We start from the raw sequence: 22367 nt of genomic DNA, 5'->3' as shown, positions 1-22367 counted from the left end.
TCAAACACGATTAGGCAGGACACGATCCGGTGGGCGATGCCCATCGACGAAAGCCCGGATATTGATAATCACCTTGTCGCCCATATCCACACGGCCTTCGATCGTGGCCGACCCCATATGCGGCAGCAAAACGACCTTGCCTTTTTCAGCAAGCGAAAGAAGCTGCGGATTGACGGCCGGTTCATGCTCGAACACATCGAGCCCCGCGCCCGCAATCTTGCCCTGTTCGATCAGCTCGACCAGCGCATTCTCATCGATAATCTGACCACGCGCCGTATTGACCAGATAGGCTGTCGGCTGCATGAGCGCTATTCTGCGGGCTGAAAGCAGGTGAAATGTTGCCGGTGTTGATGGGCAATTGACCGAAATGATGTCCATGCGAGCTAGCATCTGGTCGAGACTGTCCCAATAGGTCGCCTCCAGCTCTTCCTCGACCTGCGCGCTGACACGCTTGCGGTTGTGATAATGGATCGAGAGGCCAAAAGCCTTAGCGCGCCGTGCGACGGCAGTACCAATGCGGCCCATCCCGACGATACCGAGGCGTTTGCCCCAGATGCGGCGTCCCAGCATCCATGTCGGCGACCAGCCCGGCCATTCTCCATCGCGCTCGTTCAGTACATTCGCGCCCTCAACGAGCCTCCGAGGCACCATCAGTAGCAGCGCTAAAGTCATGTCGGCAGTGTCTTCAGTCAGCACGTTGGGTGTGTTGGTGACCGTAATGCCTCGTTTTGCAGCTGCAGCCACGTCAATATTATCAACGCCATTGCCGAAATTGGCGATCAGTTTGAGATTTGGTCCCGCCTGCTCAATCGCAGCCGCATCGATCACATCAGTGATGCAGGGTACGAGAACATCAGCCTCTTTCATCGCAGCGATGATTTCAGGCTGTGACATGCGATGGTCGTCTATATTTAAACGTGCGTCGAACAATTCCCGCATTCGGGTTTCAACCGGGTCCGGCAGTTTTCGGGTAAGAACCACCAGTGGCTTCTTTTTGTTCGACATCTCCACCCCATTTTTTGAGCAAAGCTCTAAAAGTCGCTTTCAAGCATTTTCAGGCGCAAAACGCGGTTCACAATTCCTGAAAATCCTTTAACCAATATCCCGCGTTGAGACCTCCTTAACCAAGAAGGTGCAATATGGGATATTGCTTCGGCTGCACATCTCTAGCAAGGCGGCGCGGCAAAGACAAAGAAAAACAGAATCGTAAAATGGCAACAGAGCAGTCTCAGCATTCCTCACAGGCATGCAAAAGCCAAAACTCTTGTACCTGTTTTTCGATCACAAGCGGGAAAACCGTGTAGTTATTCGTTTTCAGAGTTTCAGTCGGTCCCTCCCCCTTGCCCTGAAACTGCTCGACATGACAGGACGGCGAGAGGTCAGAATTGTACCGAGTACTTTCGCAACGCTTTTTTATGGCAGTGCTTGGCAGCATCGTAATGCTGCTGGTCATTGGACCGCTTGGCGCATCGCACCAACATGCCGCAATGGCTCAAGCGACATCAGGCACGACACTGGGCGCAAGTGGCCTGCCCGTGCCACGCTTTGTGAGTCTCAAGCCTGCGCGCGTCAACTTGCGCGTGGGGCCGGGCCGTGACTATGCCGTGTCCTGGCTCTTTATGAAGTCGGGTCTGCCTGTCGAAATCATTCAGGAATACGACAACTGGCGCCGCATTCGCGATGCTGATGGCACAGAAGGCTGGGTTTATCAGTCACTTCTGTCGGGCAAGCGCACAGCAATCACCGCACCATGGCTCAAGAATAATGAAGGTTCGATGATCACCATGCATCGCGACCCAACCGAAACCTCGGGGCTTGCGGCAGAAATCGAACCCAATGTGATCGGCACAGTTCGCCAATGCAATGGCCAGTGGTGTCGAATGGACATGCAGGGCACTCGCGGCTGGATCAAACAATCCGATCTCTGGGGCGTTTACCCCGACGAAGTTTTCGACTGATCCACGAAAGCAAACGTCGACGCTTGACGAGTGAGTGCCAGTGACGGTACTTCTCTCAAACAAATTAAGAAGGAGTTTTATGCGCAGAAGTTCATCGCTGCCGTTTTAACGGATTTGAACCCCACCGTTGCGGTGGGATATTTGTGCATACCAAAACTCTGGAATAATCATGAAAAATATGTCGGTAACGATCCGTGCCTATGAGGCTGCGGACAAAGAAACCTTATCGTCAATCTGGTATCGCGCTTCTCTTGAAGCTCATGCATTTCTGGGATCAGACCTGCTTCGCGATCAACAAAAGCTGATCGAAGACGTCTATCTCGAAAAGGCTGAGACTTGGGTTGCTATCATAGATAACAAGCCTGTCGGCTTTATCGGCCTACTGGGCAGTTTCATCGGCGGCTTGTTCGTCAATCCAGCCGCTCAAGGCCATGGCATAGGGCGTAGGTTGATTGCCTACGCTTTGGCGATGAAGGGCGAACTTTCGCTCGAAGTTTATGTCAATAATGAAAGAGCATACCGCTTCTATAAGCAACTCGGCTTTCAGGAAATCAGCCGTCGTGCTGAAGACGATAACGGTTTTCCCTTTGCCAATATCGAGATGCAATTGAAAGATTAAAAAAACGGGGCGATCACTCGCCCCGCTCCGGCATTTCAGATTAACCCAACTATTACCAGGCCGGGATTACCGAGCCCTTGAAGGTTTCAGCGATAAACTGCTTCACTTCCGGGCTATGATAGGTGCTAATCAGCGTCTTTACCCATTCGGCATCCTTGTCAGCCGTACGGACGACCAGCACATTCACGTAAGGTGCTTTTTCACCTTCGCGGATAAGTGCGTCACCTGCCGGGTTCAGGCCAGCTTCCAAAGCGTAGTTGGTGTTGATGACAGCAGCGTCCACATCTTCAAGCGAGCGAGGCAACTGTGCGGCATCCAGTTCCACAAACTTCAAGTTCTTCGGATTTTCCGTTACATCAATGGACGTAACCTTCAGGCCCTTGGCAGCATCAAGCTTGATGAGTCCATTATCGGCGAGCACCAGAAGTGCACGGCCACCATTGGTCGGATCGTTTGGAATAGCAATGGTGGAACCGTCTGCCAGCTCGGAAACATTCTTCAGTTTCTTGGAATACATGCCCATCGGGAAGTTGACCGTCGGCGCTACCGTTTCAATCGGAAAGCCGCGATCTGCTACCTGATTATCGAGATAAGGCTGATGCTGGAACGAATTTGCCTCAAGCGAACCATCAGCCAAAGCCATGTTGGGAATCACATAATCAGAAAATTCCTGAATATCGATCTCGACGCCCTTGGCGGCTGCGACTTCCTTGACCTTTTCCATGATCTGCGCGTGCGGACCGGGTGTCACTCCAATGCGAATCTTCTCAGCGAAAGCACTCCCGGTTGAGAATAGCGCGAATGCGGTGGCCGCAATGATCAACTTACGCATAGATGTCTCCAGTCAAATCGTTTTCGACACATTTATGCTTGGTTGGGAGGTCAGCGTTAAATGCGCCTGTGAAAGGTGATGGGGCGGATGAATCACTTTAGACCACGATGCGCAACAAAAAGCGGTCCAGAAGACCGCTTTCTCAAAATCGATATCGGAACGCTTAGCGCGTTTTACGGCGCAGGCGGACGATAATATCCACATTGACGATTTCCATACCTTCAGGTGCTTCGGGCATATTGGAAACCGTCGGCTGGCCGCGCTCACCATGCGGAATATCGAAAACCACATTCTCCCCTTCGAGGAAGAAATGCTGGTGATCGGAAATATTGGTATCGAAATAGGTTTTCGACCCCTCAACCGCGATAATGCGCAGCATACCGGCTTCGGTAAACTGATGCAGCGTGTTGTAGACGGTCGCAAGCGAAACCGGTACATCGGCGAGCACCGCTTCTTCATGAAGGTCTTCAGCGGACAGGTGGCGATCGCCCTGAGCATAGATCAGGTTGGCGAGCGAAACACGCTGACGCGTCGGGCGCAAACCAGCGCCGCGAAGTCGTTCTTCCATTGAAACCATCGAGTGGTGGGCATGATAATTCTGCATATTCACCCTTGGATCCGTCACAAGCTTGTAGCAATTTCGTCAAACATTGAACGGGCTGTTGCCCATTGCCTACTGACATTGATATATGCCGTTGCGAATTAAGTATCAATAGGCATGGTAATTCCCTGCTTTTTTGGGAAAACCCTCTGCAATATTTTACTGCCGGAAACAGACTGTGTTAGGGATGTTCCGGAAACGACGACAACCCGGTCGGTCCTGACAACAGGAATGACCACATCAGAATGATCCTCAAGGGAGGCGTAATGGCAGAACAGAAATCGAGCTACGGGTATGAAGAGCTCCTCAGCTGCGCACGCGGCGAGTTGTTCGGTCCCGGCAATGCACAGCTCCCCCTGCCACCAATGCTGATGGTGCATCGCATCACCGAAATTTCCGAAACCGGCGGGGAGTTCGACAAGGGCTTTATCCGTGCCGAATACGATGTAAGCCCCAACGACTGGTATTTCCCATGCCATTTTCAGGGCAATCCAATCATGCCGGGCTGCCTTGGCCTCGATGGCATGTGGCAGCTGACAGGCTTCTTCCTCGGTTGGCTCGGTGAGCCGGGCCGCGGCATGGCGCTGTCCACCGGTGAAGTGAAGTTCAAGGGCATGGTTCGCCCTCACACCAAGCTTCTGCAATATGGCATCGATTTCAAGCGCGTCATGCGTGGCCGTCTGGTGCTGGGAACGGCTGACGGCTGGCTGAAAGCCGATGGCGAAACAATCTACAAAGCCAGCGACCTACGAGTCGGCTTGTCAAAAGATGGCGACGCCCAAAGCGCCTGATCATCTACAATTCACGGGCGCGACTGCAAAAAATATCGAGTTTTCATGCAGCCGCGCTCAAAACATGCGAAGATCGCACCTATGTAACCGGGTACAACGGTCAGCCTTCACCGGTTGATCTCACGGAACAGGTGTAAAGGAGAACGCGATGCGGCGTGTGGTCGTAACGGGTATGGGGATTGTATCCTCAATTGGAAATAACACCGAAGAGGTCACGGCCTCGCTGCGCGATGCCAAGTCCGGCATCTCACGCGCTGAGGAATATGCCGAACTCGGTTTCCGTTGCCAGGTTCACGGCACCCCCAAGATCGATGTCGAGGCTCTCGTTGACCGCCGCGCCATGCGTTTTCATGGTCGTGGCACGGCATGGAATCACATCGCCATGGATCAGGCGATTGCCGATGCGGGACTTTCGGAAGACGAAGTCTCAAATGATCGTACCGGTATCATCATGGGTTCGGGCGGTCCTTCTACACGCACGATTGTCGATAGTGCCGACATCACCCGTGAAAAGGGTCCGAAGCGCGTTGGACCGTTTGCCGTGCCGAAAGCCATGAGCTCGACAGCATCGGCAACGCTTGCAACCTTCTTCAAGATCAAGGGCGTGAATTATTCGATTTCGTCTGCTTGTGCGACGTCGAATCATTGTATCGGCAATGCCTATGAAATGATCCAGTATGGCAAGCAGGACCGCGTTTTCGCGGGCGGCTGTGAGGACCTCGACTGGACCCTTTCAGTGCTGTTTGATGCCATGGGTGCGATGTCGTCCAAATATAACGACACGCCTGACAAAGCTTCGCGCGCTTATGACAAGAACCGCGATGGCTTCGTTATCGCCGGCGGTGCTGGCGTTCTCGTGCTGGAAGATCTGGAAACTGCGCTTGCGCGTGGTGCCAAGATTTATGGCGAGATCGTCGGTTACGGCGCAACTTCTGACGGCTACGACATGGTTGCCCCATCGGGCGAAGGTGCCGTGCGCTGCATGAAGATGGCGCTCTCGACCGTCAAAGGCAAGATCGACTATATCAATCCACATGCGACCTCGACGCCCGCAGGTGATGCACCGGAAATCGATGCGATTCGCCAGATTTTCGGCTCAGGCGATGCCTGTCCGCCAATTGCGGCTACCAAATCGCTGACCGGTCACTCGCTGGGTGCCACAGGCGTGCAGGAAGCCATCTACTCGCTTTTGATGATGCAGAACAATTTCATCTGCGAAAGCGCTCATATCGAAGAACTGGATCCTGCATTCGCGGATATGCCTATCGTTCGCAAACGCATCGATAATGCTCAGCTCAATACCGTGCTCTCCAACTCGTTTGGATTTGGTGGCACCAATGCAACGCTGGTCTTCCAGCGCTATCAGAGCTGACGGAGAGGGACAATATGGAAGGTCTGATGCAAGGAAAACGCGGCCTCATTATGGGGGTCGCGAATAACCACTCGCTGGCTTGGGGAATTTCAAAGCAACTCGCGGCACAGGGCGCAGAACTCGCATTCACCTATCAGGGTGATGCACTCGGCAAGCGCGTGAAGCCGCTGGCCGAACAGGTTGGTTCGGATTTCGTCCTGCCTTGCGATGTTGAAGATATCACATCGGTCGATACCGTTTTCGCTGAAATCGAGAAGAAGTGGGGAAAGCTCGACTTCATCGTTCACGCCATCGGCTTCTCCGATAAGACCGAACTGAAGGGCCGCTATGCAGACGTCACCACGCGCGAAAATTTCAGCCGTACAATGGTGATTTCCGCCTACTCCTTCACGGAAATGGCGCAGCGCGCAGAAAAGCTCATGAAGGACGGTGGTTCGATCCTGACGCTGACCTATGGCGGTTCCACCCGCACGATCCCGAATTACAATGTCATGGGTGTTGCCAAGGCAGCCCTCGAAGCAATGGTTCGTTATCTGGCTGCCGATTACGGTCCGCAAGGGATTCGCGTAAACGCGATCTCGGCTGGTCCGGTTCGCACGCTGGCCGGTGCTGGTATTGGTGATGCACGCGCAATCTTCAGCTATCAGCGCCGCAATTCGCCGCTGCGCCGCACCGTCGATATTGACGATGTCGGCAAATCGGCACTCTATTTGCTGTCTGATCTTTCGAGCGGTGTCACCGGTGAAATCCATTATGTGGATTCCGGTTACAACATCGTTTCGATGCCAACGCTGGAAGAGCTGAAAAGCTCAGACGCTGAACGCGGTGAATAAGCCAAACAATTAAAGAAAAGGCCGCCTCATCGGCGGCCTTTTTTCATTTCATTTCTTAGCATCGAATATTTTGAAGCCCTTGGCATCTTCAAGAACGGTCACATTCTTGAACAGGCTCTTGAGCGTCACCTCGTAGGGCAACTGACGGTTTGCGACCATCAATAGACGACCACCGATCTTGAGTCGCGAAGCAGCTGCAGCGATAAATGTCTGCCCAAGCGACACGTCGGTTGCACGACCTTCATGGAAGGGCGGGTTCATGATCACGGTATCATAAATACCCGCCATTTTTTCGCTCGTCACATCAAACCAATTGAACGAGAGCGGCACGGATGCGCCAAGACATTCCAGATTACCGCGTGCGGCTTCCAGCGCCTCGTAATCAGCCTCAAAAAGATCAATACTCTTGATGCGGTCGGCATATTTGAGGCTCTGTGCCGCGAGATAGCCCCAACCTGCGCCAAGATCGGCAACGTTACCGAAAACGATCTTCTCCATATGTGGGACCAGCAGTGCCGATCCCTTATCGATCGCGCCATGCGAGAACATGCCGGGTTCGGTGCGGAATACATCATCGATCACACTTTCCGGCGGACGCAGGGCCGCAATGAAATCGTCGCTGAGATCAGCAGGGCGTTGAAGCCAGAATGAGACTGCGTGGTTCTTGGAAAGCCTGTCACTGATTTCTGCGATATTGCCGACCCATTTGCGGAAACTATCGACGCCGAGCTTTTTGTCGCCGGAGACGACGATCCAGCCGCCCGGCTCAACACGCGCCAGAAGCTCCGAAAACCACGCTTCGTTGCGTCCGCGGTGTTTTCCGAGCAGGAGCAACCCACCGGAATAACGCGTGTCTGCAGCAAGCCTTGGCTCAACCTGAAAGCCTTCCTTTTTCAGCGCAAGCCAATCAGGTCGCCAAGGTTGCAGGCAGGTTAAAGCCCGCCTCCATTCGTCCTCAAGCAGACGGTCTGCAGCGATACCACAGCCAAGATAGGTTTGCCCTTCCTCGGGAAGGTCCAGAATCCCCTGATCGAAGGGAAGAAAGAGTGTTTTTTGTGCCGGTGTCATCATGGCTCATCCATGGTCTTGAATTGATTCACGTGCAACAAAAAAGCGCGCCTTTTAAGCGCGCTTTTATAGTTTGATAGAGACAGCGTTTCGCTTACCGCATGATCTTATCCAAAAAGTCTGTAACTTTTTGGGATCAAGCGTTATTCAGCGTCAGCTTCTGCCTTCTTTTCTGCAACAACTTCCTTGCCGGTTTCCTGATCGACAACCTTCATCGACAGGCGAACCTTGCCACGTTCGTCAAAGCCCATGAGCTTGACCCAGACTTTCTGGCCTTCCTTAACCACGTCAGTGGTCTTGGCAACGCGGTCGGAAGCGAGCTGCGAGATGTGAACCAGACCGTCACGTGGGCCGAAGAAGTTTACGAACGCGCCGAAGTCAGCGGTCTTAACAACCGTACCTTCGTAGATTTCGCCAACTTCTGGCTCAGCAACAATCGAATGAATCCACTTCTTGGCGGCTTCGATTTCCTTGCCGTTCGACGAAGCGATCTTGACCGTACCATCGTCTTCGATGTTGATCTTCGCGCCAGTCTTTTCGACGATTTCACGAATAACCTTACCGCCCGAACCGATAACATCACGGATCTTGTCGGTAGGAATGTTCATGACCTCGATGCGTGGAGCGAATTCGCCGAGTTCTTCACGCGACGTCGAAAGAGCCTTGCTCATTTCGCCGAGGATGTGAACGCGACCGCCCTTAGCCTGTTCCAGAGCGACCTTCATGATCTCTTCGGTGATACCGTCGATCTTGATGTCCATTTGGAGCGCAGTGATACCGTTTTCAGTACCAGCGACCTTGAAGTCCATATCGCCAAGGTGATCTTCATCACCCAGGATGTCGGAAAGAACCGCGAAACGCTCGCCTTCCTTGATCAGACCCATAGCAATACCAGCCACCGGGCGGGTGATTGGAACGCCTGCATCCATCAGCGCCAGCGACGTGCCGCAAACGGTTGCCATCGACGAAGAACCGTTGGATTCCGTGATCTCGGAAACGGTACGGATCGTGTAAGGGAACTGTTCAGCTGCTGGCAGCATTGGGTGGATCGCACGCCATGCAAGCTTGCCGTGGCCAACTTCACGACGACCCGGCGAACCCATACGGCCGGTTTCACCAACCGAGTATGGCGGGAAGTTGTAATGTAGCATGAAGGATTCTTTGTACGTACCGGTCAGAGAATCGATCATCTGTTCGTCTTCGCCGGTGCCGAGCGTGGCAACAACGATTGCCTGCGTTTCACCGCGGGTAAACAGCGCCGAGCCGTGGGTACGTGGCAGAAGGCCGACTTCTGAAACGATTGCACGAACAGTCGACAGATCGCGACCATCGATGCGGTTGCCTGTGTCGAGAATGTTCCAACGAACAATCTTCGCCTGCAGGTGCTTGAAAACGGTCGCAAACTTCTCAGCCGAGAATTCTGGCTCTTCAACACCCTCTGGGAAGAAGTGAGCCTTCGCTTTGGCCTTAGCAGCGTCAACAGCGACGTACCGGGCCTGCTTTTCGGTGATCTTGTATGCATCCCGCAGATCGTTTTCGACAACTGCGAGCATCTTGGCTTCGACGTCGGACAGATCTTCCGGCTGGAAATCGCGTGGTTCCTTCGCAGCAACTTCAGCAAGCTTGATGATCGCGTCGATAACTGGCTGGAAGCCCTTCTGACCGAAAACAACGGCGCCGAGCATAACTTCTTCAGAAAGTTCCTGAGCTTCCGATTCAACCATCAGAACAGCATCAGCAGTACCGGCAACAACCAGATCGAGCTTGGATTCTGGCATTTCGTCGATATTCGGGTTCAGTACGTATTCGCCGTTGATATAACCAACGCGAGCGCCGCCGATCGGACCCATGAAAGGAACGCCGGAAATGGTCAATGCAGCAGAAGCTGCAACCATCGACAGAACATCGGGATTGTTTTCAAGGTCGTGCTGAATGACGGTCAGAACAACCTGTGTGTCGTTCTTGTAGCCATCAACGAAAAGCGGACGGATCGGACGATCGATCAGGCGCGAAACGAGGGTTTCGTTTTCACTTGGACGACCTTCACGCTTGAAGAAGCCACCTGGGATTTTACCAGCTGCGTAGGTCTTTTCCTGATAGTTGACGGTCAGCGGGAAGAAATCCTGACCTGGCTTTGGTTCCTTGGCAGAAACAACAGTCGCTAGAACGACGGTTTCGCCATAAGTTGCGAGAACTGCACCGTCAGCCTGACGCGCAATCTTGCCGGTTTCCAGAATGAGCGGACGACCGCCCCATTCGATTTCAACTTTATGTGTGTTGAACATATCTAGTCCTTATGTGGAGACGCCGCGCAAAAGCGCTGGGACATCATCCGGGTTGGCGGACATGCCACGGGCAAGACAACGGGAAGTTCAGCTTTGATAGTATGATCTTATCCGAAAACCGGTTCCCACTTTTCGGGATCATACTTTTCCCGGGTATTCTCTGATCCGAAAAGTCTGCAACTTTTCGGGATCGTACCCGCCGAACTACCTGCAATCCTGCCCCATGACTGGTCCAGGTCATGAGCCTCATGGCTCGGTTGGCATGACGGAATGCACCCAGTGCGCCGTCTCATGCCAGATGGGCATTTGCCCTATAAACGTATTCTCTTTCAGGAAAGCGGCTATCCGCTCGTCCTTAGAACACAGTAATATCTGCGCGCATCGTTCTGGATACGCTCCAAATCAAACGGGCGACGTTTGAAGACGTCGCCCGATTTTACCGTTAGCGGCGCAGGCCGAGACGGCCGATCAGCGCCTGGTAACGTGCCTGGTCGATGCCCTTGACATAGTCAAGAAGACGACGACGCTGCGAAACCAGCTTCAGAAGGCCGCGACGCGAATGATTATCATTCTTGTGGCCCTTGAAATGATCCGTAAGGTTCGAAATACGCTCGGAAAGAACGGCAACCTGTACTTCAGGAGAACCGGTATCGCCTTCCTTGGTAGCGAATTCCTTGATAAGTGCTTGCTTGCGCTCAGCAGTAATCGACATCGTACACCCTTTCTTGATGAGAGGAAAAAGAGACGCCCAGGCCGGGATGTCGTCCAGCGCGGGCCATTTACACGATCTGACGTATTTTAATACGATCGCTGAGGGGCATATAGTGCAAAAATGGCAATAATGCCAGCGTCAAATATGCTCCGGCTGTTTAGCCCGCAGTAAACACGCGCTTCGGCTTGAACTGACCATGCTCGATATAGCCAATTGCAAGTAACTTGCCGTGTGCTGTTACACAGGCTTCATCGGCTTCCAAGGGTGCATCGCGGCCACGCAGGATAACCGGATTCCCAAGACGCACCCTCTGCGCCTGATCATCTGTCAGTGGAACCTGTGGCAGGCAATCAAGAGCAGCACCCGTATCGATGACAAGAGCGTCAAGAGCCGAAAAGTCACGGCGTGGTGCCGGCTGTTCGATAACCTCGGCCTCAGCATCGGCCTCGCCCTCTTCCTTCTTGGGTGGGAGGAGCGGTGGCCAGACTTCTTCAAGCTCCGTCAGTGTCACCAGATCCTCTTCGGTGAAAGGAGCTACTTCGATGCGGCGCAGATCAGAAATGTGACCAAAGCAGCCAAGATCGCGGCCCATGTCGCGGGCAAGTGAGCGCACATAGGTGCCCTTCGAACATTCGACTTCAAACTCGGTGCGATCAGCATCCGGCGACCCCACCACTTCCAGACGATCAATCTCGACTTCACGGGCCGGGATTTCTACTGTCTCGCCTTCACGTGCCAGATCATAGGCGCGCTCGCCCGCGATCTTAATGGCAGAGAACTGCGGCGGAACCTGCGAAATCACGCCGGTATAATTTGGCAACAAGGCCTGAATTTCGTCGCTGGATGGGCGATTGTCGGAATTCTTGGTGGCAACGCCTTCAAGATCGTCGGTGGAGCGCTCTTCACCCCAGGTCACCGTAAAACGGTAAACCTTGGTGCCGTCCATGACGTAAGGCACAGTCTTGGTGGCTTCACCAAGTGCAATGGGCAACATGCCGGAAGCAAGCGGATCGAGTGTACCGGCGTGACCGGCCTTTTCAGCATTGAAAAGCCACTTGATCTTCGAGACTGCTTCGGTCGATCCCATACCTTTCGGCTTGTCAAAAATGACCCAGCCAGAAACCGGACGGCCTTTTTTCTTGCCCCGTCTTGCCATGCTTTATTCGTCTCCATTGCGGGAAGCGTTTTGATCCGCTTCGTCATTTTCTTCATCATCACGCACTAGATCGCGCGCCACTTCCGGGGAACGGAGCAGAGCATCGATCTTTGAAAAATTGTCAAAGCTCGTATCGGGCCGGAAACGGAATTCAGGCATATATTTCATTTGTGCGAGGCTTGGAGCCACGCGACCACGAATGAATTTCGCATTTGAGGCCAATGCCTTAATTACAGCCTGAACGTCAGAACTGCCGAGTGGTGTGATGAAACAGGTCGCGATCTTGAGATCAGGAGACATGCGCACTTCCGATACGGAAATAACGGTCTTTGCGATCAGATCATCGCGAATTTCACCGCGCTGAAGCACCTGAGCCAATGCGTGACGCACCTGCTCGCCCACGCGCAGCTGTCGTTGAGAAAGGCCGCCCGAGCCTTTCGGATCTGGAGAACGTGCCATAAGTTTATCCTCGATAGACGACCAGATATCGACGCGCTGCCATCAAAGGCTGCTCGACAATGTGGTCATGAATTGAAAGCGCAATCTACCACAGTTCCGATGGGAGTCAGACCCTCAGAACCGGGCGCGAAATACCCGCCCGCATTGTCTGCGGACGGGTAGAAGTTTCGTATGGCTGTCGTTTATTACAGCGTACGCGTAATGTGCTCGACGCGGAACGCTTCGATCGTATCGCCTGCACGCATATCATCGTAGTTTTCGAACGCCATACCGCATTCCTGACCCATCGGTACTTCCGACACTTCGTCCTTGAAGCGCTTGAGTGTCTTGAGCTTGCCTTCGTGGATAACCACGTTGTCACGGATCAGGCGTACACCTGCACCACGTTCGACCTTACCGTCAACGACGCGGCAACCGGCGACCTTGCCCACCTTGGTGATGTTGAAGACTTCGAGAATCTCCGCATTACCAATGAATGTTTCGCGGCGTTCTGGCGACAGAAGGCCGGACATTGCTGCCTTAACATCTTCAATCAGATCGTAGATGATGTTGTAGTAGCGGATTTCAGTACCCTGCTGATCGGCTGCATCACGTGCCTGCTTGTTGGCACGAACGTTGAAGCCGATGATCGCTGCATTGGAAGCTTCGGCCAGCGATACGTCGCTTTCCGTAATACCACCTGCACCCGAATGAACGATGCGCGCACGCACTTCATCGGTACCCAGCTTTTCGAGAGCGGTAATAATCGCTTCAACGGAACCCTGCACGTCGCCCTTGATAACAAGCGGGAATTCCTTCGTGCCTGTCACCTGCAACTGGCTCATCATCTGTTCAAGCGAGCCGCGCTGGCCAGACTGACGTGCAACAGCCTTATCGCGAGCAAGGCGCTGACGATATTCGGCAATTTCACGGGCCTTGGATTCGTTGGCAACGACGGCAAAACGATCACCAGCCTGTGGTGTACCCTGAAGACCGAGGACTTCAACCGGCATTGCAGGACCAGCTTCTTTCACATGATCGCCATGGTCGTTGACCAGAGCGCGCACGCGGCCCCATTCATTACCGGCAGCGATGATATCACCCGGGCGCAATGTACCCTTCTGGACCAGAACGGTTGCAACCGAACCACGGCCACGATCAAGCTGGGCCTCGATGACCACGCCTTCTGCCGTACGGGTCGGATCAGCCTTGAGGTCAAGAATTTCAGCCTGCAACAGAACCGCTTCAAGCAGCTTGTCGAGGTTGATCTTGTTCTTGGCCGAAACCTCGACGTCGAGCACTTCACCGCCCATCGATTCCACGAAGACGTCGTGCTGCAGCAACGAAGTACGAACCTTCTGAGGATCGGCAGCTGGCTTGTCGATCTTGTTGATGGCAACGATGATCGGAACACCGGCCGCTTTGGCGTGGTTGATCGATTCGATCGTCTGCGGCATGACGCTGTCGTCAGCTGCGACCACCAGAATGGCGATGTCGGTTGCCTGCGCGCCACGGGCACGCATTGCGGTAAAGGCAGCATGACCCGGCGTATCGATGAAGGTGATTTTCTGGCCATTCTGTTCGACCTGATAAGCACCAATATGCTGTGTGATGCCACCAGCTTCACCCGATACCACATTGGCCTGACGGATCGCATCGAGAAGCGAGGTCTTACCGTGGTCGACGTGACCCATGATGGTAACAACAGGAGGACGCGACACGAGTGCTGCCTGATCATCCACCACGTTGAAGATACCTTCTTCAACGTCGGATTCAGCAACGCGCTTAACTGTGTGGCCGAATTCTTCAGCAATCAGCTGCGCCATATCGGCATCGATCACATCTCCCGGCTTCATCATCTGGCCCTGTTTCATCAGGTACTTGATGATGTCGACGGAACGCTCAGCCATACGCTGTGCGAGTTCCTGAAGTGTAATCGTTTCAGGCACGGTCACTTCACGAGAAATCTTCTCGCGGGTTTCCTGCATCTGCGAACGCTTGAACTTTTCCTGACGGCGACGCATTGCCGACAGCGAACGCGAACGGCCTTCATCTTCCAGATTGCTGGAGATTGTCAGCTTGCCACGACGGCGATCATCTTCGGTCTTGGTGACCTTTGGCGTGCGCACTTCCGGCTTTGCGGGTGCACCGCGACGAGCGGCAGTCAGACCACCGCCACGACGATCATCGTCATCACCGCCGGCTCCGCCTGGCTTGCGCTGCTGGCTCTGTGGAAGCGGCTTGTTTGCAGTTGGGATAACATCAGCAATAGCAGGGGCTGCCGGACGCGCATTCTGCTGCGGACGGCCACCTTGTGGGGGACGACCCGAATGCTGCGGACGACCACCCTGCGGTGCAGGACGGGAATCGCCGCGCTGTTCCGAACGGCCTTCCGACTGTGGCATGCGCTTGTTTGCTTCCGCCTCGGCACGCGCCTTGGCTTCTGCTTCTGCCTTCAGACGTGCTTCTTCCTCTGCCTGACGGCGAGCGGATTCTTCACGTTCCTTGGCGCGGCGTGCATCTTCTTCGGCGCGACGCTTGGCTTCTTCAGCTGCGCGAACACGATCTTCCGCATCACGAACCAACGCACCTTCGAGCGCGCGGCGACGTGCATCCATTTCCGAACGTGACAGCGTATTCAACACCATACCCGAGCGATCAGACTGGCGTGGGCGCTGTGACTGCTGGCCGGGGCGCTGCTGATTACGCGGCTGCTGCTGTGCAACATGCGGCCGAGGCGTCGTTACAGGCGCTGCAGGTCCTGCTGCCGCAGGAGCCTTTGGCTGCTGCGGTGCAGGCGTCGCTGCCGGTGCAGGTGCCTGTGGAGCCACCGCTGCGGGAGCTGCTGGTGCAGGTGTCACTACAGGTGCGGACGTCGCTGCTGGTGCAGGCGTCTGTGGGGCCGCAGCTGCGGGAGTTGCCGGAGCAGGTGCAGCTACAGGCTTTGGTGCCGCTACTTCCACTTCAGGCTTCTCATCAGGCCGTGAGAACTTGCGCTTCTTAGTTTCAACGACGACAGCCTTCGTGCGGCCGTGGCTGAAATTCTGGCGCACGGTGCTCTGCTCAACGCCTGGCCGCTTGATGGTCAGCGTCTTCTTGGAGTTGACGCTCAGCGTCTTGTCGTCGTTTGTTTTATCGCTCATTACGTTTCCGTTTCCTTCGCAGCTTCAGCCGCTTTACTCGAGCAGTATCCAATCAGATCAGATCATTTTGAATAATGCTCCAGTCATCCACTTCAGTGCATGATCCGTTTCGGCAACCAAGCCGAGTTTCCAGTTCATGCTCCAGAGCGGATCCCGTCTTCTCGGGATTAAGAGAACCGCTCTACTAATTTATACCACAGCAGTGTCGGACTGCCGTTTCAATTTCATAAAGCGCGCTCATGCAATCCTTGAGGATCACGCGCTTTAAACCCTATTTCTTCACCTGTCGTGATCGGAAACTGGCAACCGCCTTTCCGCGACAGTTTTATTGGCGCAGCTTCAAACGGGAAACCGGTTCCCACTTTTCCTTAAACTGCGCTAGTGGCTTTCACCACGATAGCGATGCAATAAAAGCACCCTTTGCACCACACCGACGGATGCCTTTCCGTCGAGCACGGCTGCATGTATCACATTTCCACCCCCAAATGCCAAATCCATTTCTTCTCCTTTGAAAAGAGAGAAGGCCGGGATTTCGGGGCCATCCATATGCACCACCACGCGACGGGCCTGATCAAGCTTGCGAACCCCATCGGAGGCCGCTTCCTGAGCATGCAACACAAGTGCCGCAGCGCCCGAGCGGATCGCCTGATCCACCTTGGTCGATCCAGACACCACAGCGCCTGCCTTGCGCGCCAAAGCCAGACTGCCAAGTGCGGATTTCGTCAGCAGCTGGTCAACCAGCGCGCCTAGATCTGCCTGTGGCGTTACGCCTTCCTTCAACGCCCGCGCAAAAAGCTTGCGCTTGACGGCTTCATCGACCAGACGCCGCTCGGCCTTGACCCAACAGCCTCTGCCGGGCAGGTTTCGCTTAAGGTCCGGCACAACCGAGCCATCGGGACCTGCTACAAAACGGATCAGGTCATCAGCAGAACCGCTTTCGCGCGTGACGATACAGGTTCTGTCATTCATATCCTGCTCCACACACAACTCCAAGCTCGGCGCAACTCCAAGCCAGGTCGGGCTTTGCCATCGATCACCATCAACTCAATTACAAATCTGGCAGCGGCCTAGCAGAGCTTACGTCACTTCTCAACATGAAACTCTGAAACAGCAACTTTTGCGCCCGGATCGCTCCGGGCGCAAAAGCATTGTGTTCTGATACTTTACGAAGCGGCTTCTTCCTCGCCAGCTTCAGCATCTTCGTCGGTTTCAACCGAAACCAATTCGTCTTCCGTGATCCAACCAGCCTTCAAACGCGCGGTAAGGATCATCTGTTCCGCGTCAACACGAGAAACATCGAATGGCGTCAGGATACCGGTATGAGTAACCGTTTCGCCGTCTTTGCGTTCACGCCAGCCAACAAGATCGTCAACGGCATAACCAGCGAAGTCTTCGATGTTCTTCACGCCATCTTCGCCAACCGCAACCAGCATTGCTGTGGTCAGGCCTGGAAGATCGCGAAGTTCGTCTTCGACACCAAGCGCCTTGCGACGGTCGTCCTGCTCGCCTTCGATGCGTTCCAGGAATTCGCGTGCACGTTCCTGAATTTCACCGGCGGTGTCTTCATCGAAACCGTCGATAGAAGCGATTTCGCCTGGCTCGACATAAGCAAGCTCTTCAACAGAGGCAAAGCCTTCGGAAGCCAGAACCTGACCAACCATCTCATCAACGTTGAGGGCTTCCATAAAGAGGTTCGAACGCTCGGCGAATTCCTTCTGGCGACGTTCGGATTCTTCGTCTTCCGTCAGGATGTCGATATCCCAGCCGGTCAGCTGCGAAGCAAGGCGCACGTTCTGACCGCGACGACCAATTGCCAGTGATAGTTGGTCATTCGGGACGACAACTTCAATACGTTCTGCATCTTCATCGAGAACAACCTTGGCAACTTCAGCAGGCTGAAGCGCGTTGACAATGAAGGAAGCCGCATCTGGCGACCATGGAATAATGTCGATCTTTTCGCCCTGCAGTTCGGCAACAACAGCCTGAACGCGGGAACCACGCATACCAACGCAGGCACCAACCGGATCGATCGATGCATCGCGGGATACAACGGCGATCTTGGCGCGCGAACCCGGATCACGGGCAACCGACTTGATTTCGATGATGCCGTCGTAGATTTCCGGCACTTCCATGGTGAAGAGCTTCGCCATGAAGGATGGATGGGTGCGCGACAGGAAGATCTGCGGACCACGCTGTTCACGACGCACGTCGTAAACATAGGCGCGGATGCGATCGCCATAGCGGAATGCTTCACGCGGGATCAGTTCGTCGCGACGGACGATGGCTTCGCCACGGCCGAGATCAACGATCACATTGCCGTATTCCACGCGCTTGACTGTACCATTGGCGATTTCGCCAACACGATCTTTGAATTCGTCATACTGGCGGTCACGCTCGGCTTCGCGCACTTTCTGCACGATGACCTGCTTGGCTGACTGAGCAGCAATACGGCCGAAATCCATTGGCGGCAGCTGGTCGGCAATGAAATCACCAACCTGCGCATCGGGATTGCGATCACGTGCAGTGAACAGCGAAATCTGCGTGGAATAGTCTTCTACGGTTTCGACCACTTCGAGAAGGCGCTGAAGCTTGATCTCGCCCGACTTCGCATTGATGTCGGCGCGGATGTTGCTTTCTTGTCCATACCGCGAACGCGCTGCCTTCTGGATAGCATCGGCCATGGCCGCAAGAACGATCTCGCGGTCAATAGACTTCTCACGTGCGACCGCGTCAGCGATTTGCAGAAGTTCCAGCCTGTTTGCACTGACTGCCATAGGTCTCTCCTTGGTGACGCATCCGGTCTTCTTCGAGAACCGGACGCCTGAAACTCACTTTGAAACTTATTTCTTTTCCGTTTCGGTTTCGGCTTCCGGTGGCGCAACCTCTTCAGCCTCACCATCAAGATCAGAACCGTGACCATCGCCCAGGTCATCTCCGGGAATGCGGCCTTCACGTAGAGCTTTGTCTTTGCGCAGCGCATCACGGATTAGATCATCGGTCAGAACCAGACGCGCATCCGAAATCAAATCGAATGGGATGCGGACGACAGGTTCGTTTCCGTATGAAATCTGATCGCTTTCAATCACGACCGAATCTGCATCGCCGATCACAATACGACCACGAAACTTCTTGCGCCCTTCATGGACGATAGAGGTTTCAACCTTGGCAATATGTCCGGCCCAATCCGAAAAATCGGACTTGCGAACCATCGGGCGATCAATGCCCGGCGACGAAATTTCCAGGTGATACTTGCCGCTAAGCGGATCTTCGACATCCAGAACCGGAGCGACTGTTCGGCTCAACAATTCACAATCTTCAACCGTCATGGTGCCATCAGGGCGCTCGGCCATGATCTGCAATGTCTGACCGTTAAGGCCGGACAGGCGCACACGCACAAGGCGAAAACCCAGCGTGTTAATCACCGGTTCCACGATGTTTGCTACTTTTGCATCGATACCCGTTTCGCGAATGATGCGATCATCTGCGCTTACGGCCTCAACTGCGTGTTCCTGTTCCGTCACCCGATAAACCTTTTTTACAGAGCCGTAAGTAACAAAAAAGAGCGGGACCGGGGGGACCCACTCTTGTTCAAACGACCAAGAATTTGAAACTTATATACCAGCGGATGCGAATTTTTTCAAGGCCGCAATTTGCTTCCGTTTCAAAGCCGAATGAATGTCAGATAGGCTGCACGGCGGCCTTCACGAAAAGCCTTGGCCTCGTAGCGCGTACCTGGCCAGCCCTCATAGGCGTCGTTCCAGTCGGATGGTCCTTCTGCCTGCCATTCAAAAGCGTCATGTCTGCCACAATGCTGGAGTGTCCAGTTAACGTAATGCTCGATATCGGAAGCAAAACGGAATCGTCCACCCGGCTTCAGCACACGCGCGAAACGACCAAGGTTTTCGTCGCTCACAAAGCGGCGCTTCCAGTGACGACGCTTATGCCATGGATCGGGATAGAAAAGGTCTATACCAACCAGCGAAGCATCCGGTAGCCAATCGAGAACGGCTGTCGCATCCTCATCGTAAAGACGCAGATTGCTGCGTGGCGCTTCATCAAGGGCGGCCAGCATCTTGGCCATGCCGTTGACGAAAGGCTCTACGCCGATGAAACCTGTGTCAGGATAACGGCCCGTCTCGTTATGGAGATGTTCGCCACCACCGAAGCCGATTTCCATGCGCACATTTTCGACTGGCACTTCAAACAGCGAGCGCAAATCCTTTAGCGTAGCTGTGTCGAGGTCAATTTTCAGGCGCGGCAGCAAATCCTCAAACAGATTACTCTGATGCGGACGAAGTGGCTTGCCATGACGGCGGCCGAAAAAATTTCCGGCCGCGCGTACAGGATGGGATTCATCAGTCATTTATCGCGATTCCAGTCAGAACGGGGTTGTTGAACCTGCTCTAACTTTTTTATTGTGGCGCTTTTCCAGCAAAGTTGCTTCGCAGTTTGCTGGAAATACTCTCCAAACAATCAGGCTGAAAGAGCAGCCTTCAATGCCTTGGTGAGATCGGTTTTCTCCCAGGAGAAGGAACCGTCACGACCCGGCTTGCGGCCAAAGTGACCGTAAGACGAAGTCTTGGCATAGATAGGCTTGTTAAGATCAAGATGTTTGCGGATGCCGCTCGGCGAAAGATCCATGACCTTGCGCAATGCTTCTTCGACCGCCGATTCATCCACCTTGCCGGTGCCATGTAAATCGACATAGACCGAAAGTGGCTGGGCGACGCCGATAGCGTAGGAAAGCTGGATCGTGCAGCGGTCAGCAAGGTTGGCTGCAACGACATTTTTTGCAAGATAGCGCGCTGCGTAAGCGGCAGAGCGGTCAACCTTGGTCGTGTCTTTGCCCGAGAAAGCACCGCCACCATGCGGAGCGGCACCGCCATAGGTATCGACGATGATCTTGCGGCCCGTCAGGCCTGCATCACCATCCGGTCCGCCGATGACGAATTTGCCGGTTGGATTGATGTACCAGTTGCAGTTTGCCGCAATTGGCAAATCGCCAAGCGCTTCACGAATGTAAGGCTCGACAACCGAACGGACCTTCTTGGAATCCCAGCTTGCATCGAGGTGCTGTGTGGAAAGAACGATCTGGGTTACTTCCGCAGCCTTACCGTTCTCATAGCGCACAGTGACCTGGCTCTTGGCATCGGGTCCGAGCTTGCCTGGATCGCCTTCACCCTTATGACGGGCTTCTGCCAGCTTTTCGAGAATCTTGTGCGAGTAATAGATCGGAGCTGGCATCAGATCCGGTGTTTCACGGCAGGCATAGCCAAACATGATGCCCTGATCGCCAGCGCCTTCTTCACCCTGACGGTCGGCTGCATTATCCACACCCTGCGCGATATCGGCGGATTGTGGGTGCAGAAGCACGTCGATTTTCGCCGTACGCCAGTTAAAACCGTCTTGTTCATAACCAATTTCGCGGATCGCCTTGCGGGCTGCAGAACGGAAACGGGAAGGATTGATTAGAGGATGGCCTGCCTTGTCGTGAGCGACAGAGCCGTCCTTATTCTTCTTCAGGAAAGTTTCAGGTACCCGCACTTCGCCGGCAATAACCACACGATTGGTGGTGGCAAGCGTTTCACACGCGACACGGACGGTCCAGGGGTCAACGCCGGTACGGCGCGCCTCCTTGTAAATCATGTCTACGATTTCATCGGAAATGCGGTCGCAAACCTTGTCCGGATGACCTTCGGACACCGATTCGCTGGTGAAGAGATAAGAACTGCGCGACACGGGTAACCCCTCTTGAAAATCCAACGGAGCGAATGTCCGTTTTGGAAACACAGTAGCGCCCGGAGTGATAAACAGGTTCCGGGCACATCATTGTGTTAGCGAAGTTGGGATTGGACCGTCAATGGATATTCTTGTTGCGACACAGCGTTGCTGGAAAAAATCCTTCCGGCTTACGCTTTTGTGAACAAATGAAAGCGCATCGTTTGAGTTTTATTCAAACGATGCGCTTTCATTATTTTCTTGAAGTGTTTCTTACGCCCAAAACTGCCCCCACGTTTGGGAGCCGTGTTTGAGCCCTTATTCGCCTTCGGCGGCGAGCGACTTCACCAGATCGATGATCTTGCGGCGCACTTTCGGATCCGCAATTTTCGTGAATGCACGGGTAAGCTGCACACCTTCATTCGAGTTCAGAAAGTCAACAACGTAAGTCGCTTCATTGTCCTCGGCAAAGCCTGCCTGCGATGTGGGGTTTGAACCGGGCGCATCTTCAAAAAAGAAGGCCACAGGAACCGTGAGAATGGAAGAAATCGCCTGAAGACGGCTGGCGCCAACGCGATTGGTGCCTTTTTCGTATTTCTGGATCTGCTGAAATGTGATGCCGAGGCTTTCGCCTAATTTTTCCTGACTGAGACCCAGCATATTGCGACGAAGGCGAATGCGGCTGCCCACATGCACATCAATGGGGTTGGGTTTCTTCTTATTCTCAATCATACGGCTTTCACTCCTCGCAACCGCGAGCTTTCATTCATGGCCTGTTCATCCGAACAGGGATAAAATACATTGTGGGAGGTAGTCAGACTGGTTTTCGAAAGAAACCGTC

The 22367-nt window shown here is 54.1% G+C and carries 20 protein-coding genes; 5 read left to right on the top strand and 15 right to left on the bottom strand.

Going from position 1 to position 22367, the window contains the following annotated elements:
- Complete coding sequence (locus tag CES85_RS22040) at positions 1-1005, bottom strand: 2-hydroxyacid dehydrogenase (protein WP_024898326.1); 1005 nt, start codon at positions 1003-1005, stop codon at positions 1-3.
- A gap of 380 nt (positions 1006-1385) precedes the next feature.
- Between CES85_RS22040 and CES85_RS22035 the strand changes: the two genes are divergently transcribed.
- The gene (locus CES85_RS22035) at positions 1386-1958 is read left to right on the top strand and encodes an SH3 domain-containing protein (protein ID WP_095447807.1); all 573 of its coding nucleotides are present in this window, start codon (positions 1386-1388) and stop codon (positions 1956-1958) included.
- A gap of 169 nt (positions 1959-2127) precedes the next feature.
- A complete protein-coding gene (locus CES85_RS22030) occupies positions 2128-2577 on the top strand; it encodes a GNAT family N-acetyltransferase (protein ID WP_095447806.1) in 450 nt (149 codons plus the stop codon).
- Positions 2578-2629: 52 nt separating this feature from the next.
- Here the strand turns inward: CES85_RS22030 and CES85_RS22025 are convergent, their stop codons facing one another.
- Positions 2630-3409 carry a MetQ/NlpA family ABC transporter substrate-binding protein gene (locus tag CES85_RS22025; protein WP_095447805.1) on the bottom strand — a complete coding sequence of 260 codons (780 nt, stop codon included), beginning with the start codon at positions 3407-3409 and terminating at the stop codon, positions 2630-2632.
- 163 nt (positions 3410-3572) lie between these two features.
- The gene (gene irrA / locus CES85_RS22020; RefSeq protein WP_095447804.1) at positions 3573-4013 is read right to left on the bottom strand and encodes an iron response transcriptional regulator IrrA; all 441 of its coding nucleotides are present in this window, start codon (positions 4011-4013) and stop codon (positions 3573-3575) included.
- A gap of 263 nt (positions 4014-4276) precedes the next feature.
- On the opposite strand from irrA, the gene fabA reads away from it, so the two are divergent.
- From fabA to fabI, 3 genes are all read left to right on the top strand, one after another.
- Positions 4277-4801 (top strand): 3-hydroxyacyl-[acyl-carrier-protein] dehydratase FabA, encoded by a 525-nt coding sequence (gene fabA / locus CES85_RS22015; RefSeq protein WP_095447803.1) that lies wholly within the window; start codon positions 4277-4279, stop codon positions 4799-4801.
- Positions 4802-4949: 148 nt separating this feature from the next.
- Positions 4950-6173 (top strand): beta-ketoacyl-ACP synthase I, encoded by a 1224-nt coding sequence (gene fabB / locus CES85_RS22010; protein WP_095447802.1) that lies wholly within the window; start codon positions 4950-4952, stop codon positions 6171-6173.
- Between the two features lie 14 nt (positions 6174-6187).
- A complete protein-coding gene (gene fabI / locus CES85_RS22005) occupies positions 6188-7006 on the top strand; it encodes an enoyl-ACP reductase FabI (protein WP_095447801.1) in 819 nt (272 codons plus the stop codon).
- 48 nt (positions 7007-7054) lie between these two features.
- Here the strand turns inward: fabI and CES85_RS22000 are convergent, their stop codons facing one another.
- From CES85_RS22000 to CES85_RS21945, 12 genes are all read right to left on the bottom strand, one after another.
- Complete coding sequence (locus tag CES85_RS22000) at positions 7055-8077, bottom strand: class I SAM-dependent methyltransferase (RefSeq protein WP_095447800.1); 1023 nt, start codon at positions 8075-8077, stop codon at positions 7055-7057.
- A 140-nt stretch (positions 8078-8217) separates the two neighbouring features.
- The gene (gene pnp, locus CES85_RS21995) at positions 8218-10359 is read right to left on the bottom strand and encodes a polyribonucleotide nucleotidyltransferase (protein ID WP_095447799.1); all 2142 of its coding nucleotides are present in this window, start codon (positions 10357-10359) and stop codon (positions 8218-8220) included.
- Between the two features lie 442 nt (positions 10360-10801).
- Positions 10802-11071 carry a 30S ribosomal protein S15 gene (gene rpsO, locus CES85_RS21990; RefSeq protein ID WP_095447798.1) on the bottom strand — a complete coding sequence of 90 codons (270 nt, stop codon included), beginning with the start codon at positions 11069-11071 and terminating at the stop codon, positions 10802-10804.
- A gap of 157 nt (positions 11072-11228) precedes the next feature.
- Entirely contained in the window at positions 11229-12227 is a 999-nt protein-coding gene (gene truB, locus CES85_RS21985) for a tRNA pseudouridine(55) synthase TruB (protein ID WP_095447797.1), read from the bottom strand.
- A 3-nt stretch (positions 12228-12230) separates the two neighbouring features.
- Positions 12231-12686, bottom strand: a complete 456-nt coding sequence (rbfA, locus tag CES85_RS21980; RefSeq protein WP_095447796.1) for a 30S ribosome-binding factor RbfA — start codon at positions 12684-12686, stop codon at positions 12231-12233.
- A gap of 185 nt (positions 12687-12871) precedes the next feature.
- Positions 12872-15808, bottom strand: coding sequence for a translation initiation factor IF-2 (infB, locus tag CES85_RS21975; protein ID WP_095447795.1), 2937 nt, complete (start codon positions 15806-15808; stop codon positions 12872-12874).
- 378 nt (positions 15809-16186) lie between these two features.
- Complete coding sequence (locus CES85_RS21970) at positions 16187-16777, bottom strand: RNA-binding protein (RefSeq protein ID WP_036567503.1); 591 nt, start codon at positions 16775-16777, stop codon at positions 16187-16189.
- A 194-nt stretch (positions 16778-16971) separates the two neighbouring features.
- Entirely contained in the window at positions 16972-18582 is a 1611-nt protein-coding gene (gene nusA / locus CES85_RS21965; RefSeq protein WP_095447794.1) for a transcription termination factor NusA, read from the bottom strand.
- Between the two features lie 66 nt (positions 18583-18648).
- Entirely contained in the window at positions 18649-19329 is a 681-nt protein-coding gene (rimP, locus tag CES85_RS21960; protein WP_095447793.1) for a ribosome maturation factor RimP, read from the bottom strand.
- 140 nt (positions 19330-19469) lie between these two features.
- The gene (gene trmB, locus CES85_RS21955; protein WP_095447792.1) at positions 19470-20171 is read right to left on the bottom strand and encodes a tRNA (guanine(46)-N(7))-methyltransferase TrmB; all 702 of its coding nucleotides are present in this window, start codon (positions 20169-20171) and stop codon (positions 19470-19472) included.
- 110 nt (positions 20172-20281) lie between these two features.
- Positions 20282-21547 carry a methionine adenosyltransferase gene (gene metK / locus CES85_RS21950; protein WP_095447791.1) on the bottom strand — a complete coding sequence of 422 codons (1266 nt, stop codon included), beginning with the start codon at positions 21545-21547 and terminating at the stop codon, positions 20282-20284.
- A 297-nt stretch (positions 21548-21844) separates the two neighbouring features.
- On the bottom strand, positions 21845-22258 hold the full coding sequence (locus tag CES85_RS21945) for a helix-turn-helix domain-containing protein (RefSeq protein WP_095447790.1): 414 nt from the start codon (positions 22256-22258) through the stop codon (positions 21845-21847).
- Positions 22259-22367 lie beyond the last annotated feature (109 nt).

Source organism: Ochrobactrum quorumnocens (assembly GCF_002278035.1).
Lineage (GTDB): Bacteria > Pseudomonadota > Alphaproteobacteria > Rhizobiales > Rhizobiaceae > Brucella > Brucella quorumnocens.
This window is presented reverse-complemented; position numbering and strand designations above follow the sequence as displayed.

What these genes read in the sequence shown, in the direction of transcription:
- CES85_RS22040 (WP_024898326.1), bottom strand. Translation starts at nt 1,005, where the DNA reads ATGTCGAACAAAAAGAAGCCACTGGTGGTTCTTACCCGAAAACTGCCG.
- CES85_RS22030 (WP_095447806.1), top strand. Translation starts at nt 2,128, where the DNA reads ATGAAAAATATGTCGGTAACGATCCGTGCCTATGAGGCTGCGGACAAA.
- CES85_RS22025 (WP_095447805.1), bottom strand. Translation starts at nt 3,409, where the DNA reads ATGCGTAAGTTGATCATTGCGGCCACCGCATTCGCGCTATTCTCAACC.
- irrA (WP_095447804.1), bottom strand. Translation starts at nt 4,013, where the DNA reads ATGCAGAATTATCATGCCCACCACTCGATGGTTTCAATGGAAGAACGA.
- fabA (WP_095447803.1), top strand. Translation starts at nt 4,277, where the DNA reads ATGGCAGAACAGAAATCGAGCTACGGGTATGAAGAGCTCCTCAGCTGC.
- fabB (WP_095447802.1), top strand. Translation starts at nt 4,950, where the DNA reads ATGCGGCGTGTGGTCGTAACGGGTATGGGGATTGTATCCTCAATTGGA.
- fabI (WP_095447801.1), top strand. Translation starts at nt 6,188, where the DNA reads ATGGAAGGTCTGATGCAAGGAAAACGCGGCCTCATTATGGGGGTCGCG.
- CES85_RS22000 (WP_095447800.1), bottom strand. Translation starts at nt 8,077, where the DNA reads ATGATGACACCGGCACAAAAAACACTCTTTCTTCCCTTCGATCAGGGG.
- pnp (WP_095447799.1), bottom strand. Translation starts at nt 10,359, where the DNA reads ATGTTCAACACACATAAAGTTGAAATCGAATGGGGCGGTCGTCCGCTC.
- rpsO (WP_095447798.1), bottom strand. Translation starts at nt 11,071, where the DNA reads ATGTCGATTACTGCTGAGCGCAAGCAAGCACTTATCAAGGAATTCGCT.
- truB (WP_095447797.1), bottom strand. Translation starts at nt 12,227, where the DNA reads ATGGCAAGACGGGGCAAGAAAAAAGGCCGTCCGGTTTCTGGCTGGGTC.
- rbfA (WP_095447796.1), bottom strand. Translation starts at nt 12,686, where the DNA reads ATGGCACGTTCTCCAGATCCGAAAGGCTCGGGCGGCCTTTCTCAACGA.
- infB (WP_095447795.1), bottom strand. Translation starts at nt 15,808, where the DNA reads ATGAGCGATAAAACAAACGACGACAAGACGCTGAGCGTCAACTCCAAG.
- CES85_RS21970 (WP_036567503.1), bottom strand. Translation starts at nt 16,777, where the DNA reads ATGAATGACAGAACCTGTATCGTCACGCGCGAAAGCGGTTCTGCTGAT.
- nusA (WP_095447794.1), bottom strand. Translation starts at nt 18,582, where the DNA reads ATGGCAGTCAGTGCAAACAGGCTGGAACTTCTGCAAATCGCTGACGCG.
- trmB (WP_095447792.1), bottom strand. Translation starts at nt 20,171, where the DNA reads ATGACTGATGAATCCCATCCTGTACGCGCGGCCGGAAATTTTTTCGGC.
- CES85_RS21945 (WP_095447790.1), bottom strand. Translation starts at nt 22,258, where the DNA reads ATGATTGAGAATAAGAAGAAACCCAACCCCATTGATGTGCATGTGGGC.